General features: G+C 67.2%; 5 protein-coding genes. All 5 read left to right on the top strand.

Features of this window, described 5'->3' with window-relative positions:
- The first annotated feature begins 45 nt into the window (after nt 1-45).
- The gene (locus tag AC1D0P_RS05365) at nt 46-804 is read left to right on the top strand and encodes a CerR family C-terminal domain-containing protein (protein WP_477675754.1); all 759 of its coding nucleotides are present in this window, start codon (nt 46-48) and stop codon (nt 802-804) included.
- Nucleotides 791-2,323, top strand: a complete 1,533-nt coding sequence (locus AC1D0P_RS05370; RefSeq protein ID WP_477675755.1) for an efflux transporter outer membrane subunit — start codon at nt 791-793, stop codon at nt 2,321-2,323. Before AC1D0P_RS05365 ends, AC1D0P_RS05370 begins: the two co-directional genes overlap by 14 nt.
- A gap of 25 nt (nt 2,324-2,348) precedes the next feature.
- Entirely contained in the window at nt 2,349-3,539 is a 1,191-nt protein-coding gene (locus AC1D0P_RS05375) for an efflux RND transporter periplasmic adaptor subunit (RefSeq protein WP_477675756.1), read from the top strand.
- 10 nt (nt 3,540-3,549) lie between these two features.
- On the top strand, nt 3,550-6,666 hold the full coding sequence (locus AC1D0P_RS05380; RefSeq protein ID WP_477675757.1) for an efflux RND transporter permease subunit: 3,117 nt from the start codon (nt 3,550-3,552) through the stop codon (nt 6,664-6,666).
- Nucleotides 6,667-6,810: 144 nt separating this feature from the next.
- Nucleotides 6,811-7,713 (top strand): SDR family oxidoreductase (locus tag AC1D0P_RS05385; protein WP_477675758.1); only part of this gene is annotated, 903 nt, incomplete at its 3' end.

Here is a 7,713-nt window from a genome sequence, read left to right on the forward strand (position 1 = left end):
TTTAATTCAATCATTTGTTTGATTCATGTGCTTTAATGCGGGCACATGAATGCCGTTCCTCGCCCCAAAACAGCCTCGCGCGCCGCCGGCCCCGAAGGCGAAACCCGCAAGCAGCGTTCCGACGGCGCCCACGCCAGGACACACCTGCTGCACACGGCGCTGCGCCTGTTCTCCGAAAAAGGCTTTGCCAAGACCTCGATACGCGACATCGCCCAGGCCGCAGGTGCGAACGTGGCGGCCGTCAGCTATTACTTCGGCGACAAGGCCGGGCTCTACCGCGCTGTGTTCACCGAGCCGCTGGGCAGCGCGCGCGACGACATCGCGCTGTACAACCAGCCGCACTTCACGCTGCGCCAGTCGCTGGAGGGGTTTTTCTCGGGCTTCCTGGAGCCCTTGCGCCAGGGGGAACTGGTACAGCTCTCGACGCGGCTGCACTTTCGCGAGATGCTGGAGCCCACCGGGCTCTGGGCCGAAGAAATCGACAAGGGCATCAAACCCGCGCACGCGGCCCTGGTGACGGTGCTGTGCCGCCACCTGGGGCTCACCAAAGCCGACGACGAGGTGCATCGGCTGGCGTTTTCCATCACCGGGCTGGCGATCCACATGTTCATCAGCCGCGAGGTGGTGGACGCAATCCGGCCGCAGCTGTTCGGCGCGCCCGACGCGGTGGGGCAATGGGCCGAAAGCCTGGTGGCTTACGCTGAAGCCATGGTCGCCGTCGAAACAGGGCGCCGAAAACACCTTCCCGACCATCCCGCGGCCGGTACGCCGCGCCTGAAAACCGCAAGCCATGAAAAAACCTGATTTCCGGCGCAAGCCATCCCGCCTGCCGGCGCTGGGGCTTCTGGCCGCCTGCGCGCTGCTGCTGGCCGGGTGCGCCACCGACCTTTCTCCCTACCGCATGCCGGCCGCGCCCATTCCCACGCAATGGCAAGCGCCCCTGCCCGCCGCGGCGCCGGGCACCACCTCGGCCTTGCCCCATGACGGCAGCCTGGCCGGGCTGTCCCGGTGGTGGGGGCAGCAAAACGACCCCTTGCTGGTCGAGTTGATCATGGCCGCGGAAGCGGTCAGCCCCAGCGTGTCGACGGCGCGCTCCAATATCGAGCAGGCGCGGGCTTCACGCGTGGCCTCGGATGCGGCGATGCTGCCCGCACTGGATGCCGTTGCCAGCGCGAGCCGCGGACGCTCGGCGCCGGTGAACCGTGCGGTGCCGCCGATTGCCACGACCCTGGAGGCGGGCCTGCAGGCATCCTGGGAAATCGACCTGTTCGGCCAGTACGCGGCCAGCCGGGATGCCGACCAGCACCGCTTTGAAGGCGCCCAGGCGACCTGGCATGCCGCCCGCGTGTCGATGGCCGCCGAAGTCGCGACGCAGTACTACAGCCTGCGCGCCTGCGAAAAACTGCTGGAGGTCGCGCGCGCCGACGCCGCCTCGCGGGCCGAAACCTCGCGGCTCGCGGACCTGAGCACCAAGGCCGGCTTCCAGGCGCCCGCCACCGCGGCGCKGGCCCGGGCCAGCGCCGCGGAAGGACACGGCAACGCCATCCAGCAGCGCACGCTTTGCGACCTGGACATCAAGGCGCTGGTGGCGCTTACCGCGATCAACGAGCCCGCATTGCGGCAAAAACTGGCCGGCGCGCCCGTCGACCTGACACAGGAGTCCATGGCGCCGGTGATCAGCGTACCCGCCGAGGTGCTGGCCCAGCGGCCCGACATCTTCAATGCGGCGCGCGAGGTGGATGCGGCCCGCCTGGAAGTGGGCAGCGCCCGCGCGCAACGCTTTCCCAGGCTGAGCCTCAGCGGCTCGGTCTTCACCACCAAGTCCCGCACCAGCGCTTCGACACAGCGTTTCGACACCTGGACGGTGGGGCCGCTGCAGCTGACGGTTCCGCTCTTTGACGGCGGCGCCAGCGAAGCCAACGTCGAAGCCGCCAAGGCGCGCTACGAGGATGCCGCGGCCCAGTACCGCGCCAACGTGCGCAAGGCCGTGCAGGAGGTGGAGGAAGCGCTGGTCAAGCTGCATAGCACCGCCGAACGCAACGAGGACGCGCGAGTCGCCGCTCAGGGCTACCGCGCCTCCTTCACCGGCACCGAAGCCCGCTACAAGAGCGGGCTGGCCAGCCTGGTCGAACTCGAGGACGCGCGCCGCACGCTGCTGGCCGCGCAAAGCAATGTGGTGACGCTGCAGCGCGAGCGCCGCAGCGCCTGGGTCGCGCTGTACCGCGCACTGGGCGGCGGCTGGACCACCACCGAGCCGCCGGTGCCGCCCCTGGCCTCGGAAGTCTCCGCCCCCTTCACGCCCGCCGCCATCACCGCGCCCTGAGGCCGCAACCCGATCACCCGACACCATGACAGAACCCCTGCATACCATGCCAAAACTCAAGCCCACCCCCTTTGCCATTGCCTTGATCGCCGCTGCCGTACTGCTTGCGGGCGGCGCCGCCTTCTTCCTCCCCAGGTCGCAGGCCAAAGGCGATGTCAACCCCGAAGCCAAGCCGGCCCTGACTGTCGCCACGGCGCTGCCGCAACAAATGAGCCTGCCGGTCAAGCTCAGCGCCAACGGCAACATCACCGCCTGGCAGGAGGCGGTGATCGGATCGGAATCCAACGGCTTGCGGCTGGTGCAGGTGCAGGCCAACGTCGGCGACCAGGTCAAAGCCGGGCAGGTGCTGGCCGTGTTCTCGGGCGACAGCGTCTTGGCGGATACCGCGCAGGCCCGCGCCAGCCTGATCGAGGCACAGGCCACCGCGGCCGACGCGGCCGACAACGCGGCGCGCGCGCGCACCCTGGCCAGCTCCGGCGCGCTGAGCGACCAGCAGATCAACCAGTACAACACCGCCGAGCAGACCGCCAAGGCGCGTGTCGAGGCGGCCAGAGCCGTGCTCGACGCGCAGCAGCTGCGCGGCAAGAACACCCAGGTGCTGGCGCCCGACAGCGGTGTGATCTCCGCCCGCACCGCGACCGTCGGCTCGGTGGTGCCCCAGGGCACCGAGCTGTTCCGCCTGATACGCGGCGGCCGCCTCGAGTGGCGCGCGGAAGTCACCTCGGCCGAGCTGGGCCGCATCAAGGCCGGCACGACGGCCAGGGTGCTGGCCGCCAGCGGGGCCGAGCTCAAGGGCCGGGTGCGCATGATCGCCCCCAGCGTGGACCCGCAGACCCGCGCGGCGCTGGTCTATGTGGACCTGCCGGTTTCCGCCGGCATGGCGTCGCCGGCCAAGGCCGGCATGTTTGCCCGTGGAGAATTCGAGCTGGGCGAGACGCCCGCGCTGACCGTGCCGCAGCCGGCACTGGTGGTGCGCGACGGTTTCAACTACCTGTTCCGGCTCAACGCCGACAACCGCATCAGCCAGCTCAAGGTGCAGACCGGCCGGCTGGCCGGGGACCGGATCGAGATCACGTCCGGCCTGGCCGCGGACGCGCGCATCATCGTCAGCGGCGCGGGTTTCCTGAACGACGGAGACCTGGTCAGGGTGAGCGATGCAGTCCCCGCCACGCCTGGCACCGCCCCAGCCAAGCCGGCGCCGGCCGCCAGCAAGTAAGGAGCAAGCCATGAATGTCTCCTCCTGGTCGATCAAGAACCCGATTCCGGCGGTCATGCTGTTTGTGCTGCTGACCTTTGCCGGCATGCTGTCCTTCAAGGCGATGAAGGTACAGAACTTTCCCGACATCGACCTGCCGACGGTATCCGTGACGGCCTCGCTGCCGGGCGCGGCGCCCGCGCAGCTTGAAACCGAAGTGGCGCGCAAGCTGGAAAACTCCATCGCCACGGTGCAGGGCCTCAAGCACATCTATACCAAGGTACAGGACGGTGGGGCGACCATCACCGCCGAATTCCGGCTCGAGAAACCCGTGCAGGAAGCCGTGGATGACGTGCGCGCCGCGGTGTCCAAGGTACGCGGCGACCTGCCCGCCGACGTGCGCGAGCCGGTGGTCTCCAAGATCGACATTGCCGGGCAGCCGGTGCTGGCCTTCACCATCCGCTCGCCGCGCATGGACGACGAAGCGCTGTCCTGGTTTGTCGACAACGACATCTCTCGCAAGCTGCTGGCCGTGCGCGGCGTGGGTGCGGTCAACCGCGTGGGCGGCGTGTCGCGCGAAGTGCGCGTGGCGCTGGACCCGTCGCGGCTGCAGGCCCTGGGCGCCACGGCATCCGACATCTCGCGCCAGTTGCGCCAGGTGCAGACGGAAAGCGCCGGCGGGCGCGCCGACCTGGGCGGCAGCGAGCAACCCATGCGCACCCTGGCGACGGTGAAATCGGCCGCGGAACTGGCCAGCATCGAGCTGGCACTGAGCGACGGCCGCCGCATACGCCTGGACCAGGTCGCCACCGTGACCGACACCACCGCCGAACCGCGCGCGGCAGCGCTGCTGGACGGCAAGCCCGTGGTCGGCTTTGAGGTCGCGCGCAGCCGCGGCGAAAGTGAAGTCGCGGTGGGCGCGGCCGTGCAGGCGGCGCTGGCCGAGCTGAAGCAGCAGCATCCCGACGTGGAACTGGTCGAAGCCTTCAATTTCGTCAAGCCGGTGCAGGAGGAATACGACGGCTCCATGCACCTGCTCTATGAGGGCGGCATCCTGGCCGTGCTGGTGGTGTGGCTGTTCCTGCGCGACTGGCGCGCCACTTTCGTCTCCGCGGTGGCGCTGCCGCTGTCGGTGATCCCGGCCTTCATCGGCATGCATATGCTGGGTTTTTCCATCAACGTGATCACGCTGCTGGCGCTCTCACTGGTGATAGGCATCCTGGTGGACGACGCGATCGTCGAGGTGGAAAACATCGTGCGCCACCTGCGCATGGGCAAAACGCCCTACGAAGCCGCCATGGAAGCCGCCGACGAGATCGGCCTGGCCGTGGTGGCCACCACCTTCACGCTGATAGCGGTGTTCCTGCCGACCGCCTTCATGAGCGGCGTGGCCGGCAAGTTCTTCAAGCAGTTTGGCTGGACGGCCTCGCTGGCCGTATTCGCCTCGCTGGTGGTGGCGCGGGTGCTGACGCCCATGATGGCGGCCTACATCCTCAAGCCCGTGGTGGGCACGCACACCGACCCGGGATGGATGAGGTGGTACATGCGCGCCGCCTCCTGGTGCCTGCATCACCGGCTGAAGACCATGATCCTGGCCACGCTGTTCTTCTTCGGCTCGGTGGCCTTGATCCCGCTGCTGTCCAAGGGTTTCATCCCGCCCGACGACAACTCGCAGACCCAGGTCTACCTGGAACTGCCGCCCGGCGCCACCCTGGCCCAGACCAAGGCCTCGGCCGAGCATGCGCGCCAGCTCATCGGCAAGGTCGAGCACGTCAAGAACGTTTACACCACCATAGGCGGCGGCACCGCCGGCGGCGACCCCTTCGCCATGCAGGGCGCGGCCGAAACCCGCAAGGCCACGCTGACCGTGCTGCTCGACGAGCGCAATGAGCGCCCGCGCAAGCAGGGCATCGAAAGCAAGATGCGCACGGCGCTGGAGTCCTTGCCCGGCGTGCGCAGCAAGGTCGGCCTGGGCGGCTCCGGCGAAGCCTACATGCTGGTGCTCACGGCGGAGGACGCCAATGCCCTGCAGACCGCCGCGATGGCGGTGGAAAAAGACCTGCGCACCATCCCCGGCCTGGGCAATATTTCATCGAGCGCCAGCCTGGTGCGGCCCGAGATCGCCATCAAGCCGGACTTCGCGCGCGCCGCCGACCTGGGCGTGACCAGCGCCGCCATGGGCGAAACGCTGCGCATCGCCACCGTGGGTGACTATGAGGAATCGCTGTCCAAGCTCAACCTCTCGCAGCGCCAGGTGCCCATCGTCGTGAAGCTCGACGACGCGGCGCGCAAGGACCTCAGCGTGCTCGAGCGCCTGGCGGTGCCCAGCGTCAAGCCCGGCGTCGGCCCGGTCATGCTGGGGCAGGTGGCCACGCTGGAAGTCACCGGCGGGCCGGCCGTCATAGACCGCTACGACCGCTCGCGCAATGTCAAATTCGAGATCGAACTGTCGGGCCGGGCCCTGGGCGACATCACCGAAGCCGTGAAGCTGCTGCCGGCCATCAAGAACCTGCCGGCGGGCGTCAAAGTGGTTGAAATCGGCGATGCCGAAGTGATGGGCGAATTGTTTGGCAGCTTTATCCTGGCCATGGCGACCGGCGTGCTGTGCATCTACATCGTGCTGGTGCTGCTGTTCAAGGACTTCCTGCATCCGGTGACCATCCTGGCGGCCCTGCCGTTGTCCCTGGGCGGCGCCTTCGTCGGCCTGCTGATCGCGCAAAAGAGCTTTTCCATGCCCTCGCTGATCGGCCTTGTCATGCTCATGGGCATTGCCACCAAGAACTCCATCCTGCTGGTGGAATACGCCATCGTGGCGCGGCGGGACCACAATATGTCGCGCTGGGACGCGCTGCTGGACGCCTGCCACAAGCGCGCGCGGCCCATCATCATGACCACGCTGGCCATGGGCGCCGGCATGATGCCGATCGCCCTGGGCTTCGGCGCGGCCGACCCGAGCTTTCGCTCGCCGATGTCGATTGCCGTGATCGGCGGCCTGATCACCTCCACCGTGCTCAGCCTGCTGGTGGTACCGGCGGTGTTCACCTATATCGACGACCTGGAGCACTTCATCCGGCGCACCACCAGGCGGTTGCGCGGCGAGCATGGTGATGCGCCCAAGCCGGACACACCCGCGCCGGCCGGCGAATAAAAACAACCGCCGGGCCCGAGGGCACCGCAAAAGCCCGGCTAGCGTGCGATTTTTGCGGATTTAGACGGTTTTACCCAATGGGGTTTTACGGCCCTGTCATCTGGGCTGGCTTATACTTACGGGCTTAGCTTTACATTTCTTCACATGTCTAAACGCGTACTGCTTTCGGGCGCAACCGGCCTGATTGGCGGCGAGTTAATGCTTCTTCTGGCCGCGCGCGGCGTCTACAGCACCGCAGTGGTGCGCGCCGCCGATTCGAACCAAGCCCGTGACCGCCTCCTGGAGCGCCTGAAAAAGAGCGTTCTGTGGAAACCCGAGTTCGCCGACATGGTATCCGCCGAGGCAGGCGATGTCATCGAGCCCAATTTTGGCCTGAGCACCGCCGTGCTTCAGTCCGCCGACGTGATCCTGCACTCGGCAGCCAGCACCTCCTTCAAGCCCGGCGCAGGGGTTTACCCTATCAATCTCAAGGCGGCCGAGCATTTTTCCGCCATCCTTAAAAATCTGCGCCCCTCGCAGCGCGGCTTTTTCGTCGGCACGGCCGCGGTCACCACCGAACCGCGCGGCGTGATCACCGAAGACATGCCTTTCGCCGGCTATGCCAATGACTACATCCGGTCCAAGCGCGATGCCGAAACCCTGTTACGCGCCAGCGGCAACCCCTTCGTCAGCCTGCGCCCCGGCATTGTGCTGTCGCGCGGCATTGACGACGCCAAGCTCTCGCGCAACATGCTGTGGTCGATTCCCGTGATGGCCGAACTCGGGGACGTTCCCCTCGACCCGCTGGCCAGGCTCGATTTTGCGCCCGTGGACTACATTGCCGGCGCTTTCGCCGAGATGCTGCTCAAGGACGAACTGGCGCATGACTGCTATCACGTGTCAACCGGCGAAGACTCCATGACGTTCAAGGCACTGGCCGATGAACTGACGGCCACCATGCCGGGCATAGGCAAGCTGGTGATGCGGGGGCGCGATTATGTGCCGACACCCAAATTCGCCCGCCAACGCTGGATGTTCGATGCACTGCAACCCTACCTGCCTTTTTTG

The organism is Polaromonas sp. P1_G2, assembly GCF_056405515.1.

Excerpts from the sequence above, each read along its gene's own strand:
- AC1D0P_RS05365 (WP_477675754.1), top strand. The coding sequence starts at position 46 with ATGAATGCCGTTCCTCGCCCCAAAACAGCCTCGCGCGCCGCCGGCCCC.
- AC1D0P_RS05375 (WP_477675756.1), top strand. The coding sequence starts at position 2,349 with ATGACAGAACCCCTGCATACCATGCCAAAACTCAAGCCCACCCCCTTT.
- AC1D0P_RS05380 (WP_477675757.1), top strand. The coding sequence starts at position 3,550 with ATGAATGTCTCCTCCTGGTCGATCAAGAACCCGATTCCGGCGGTCATG.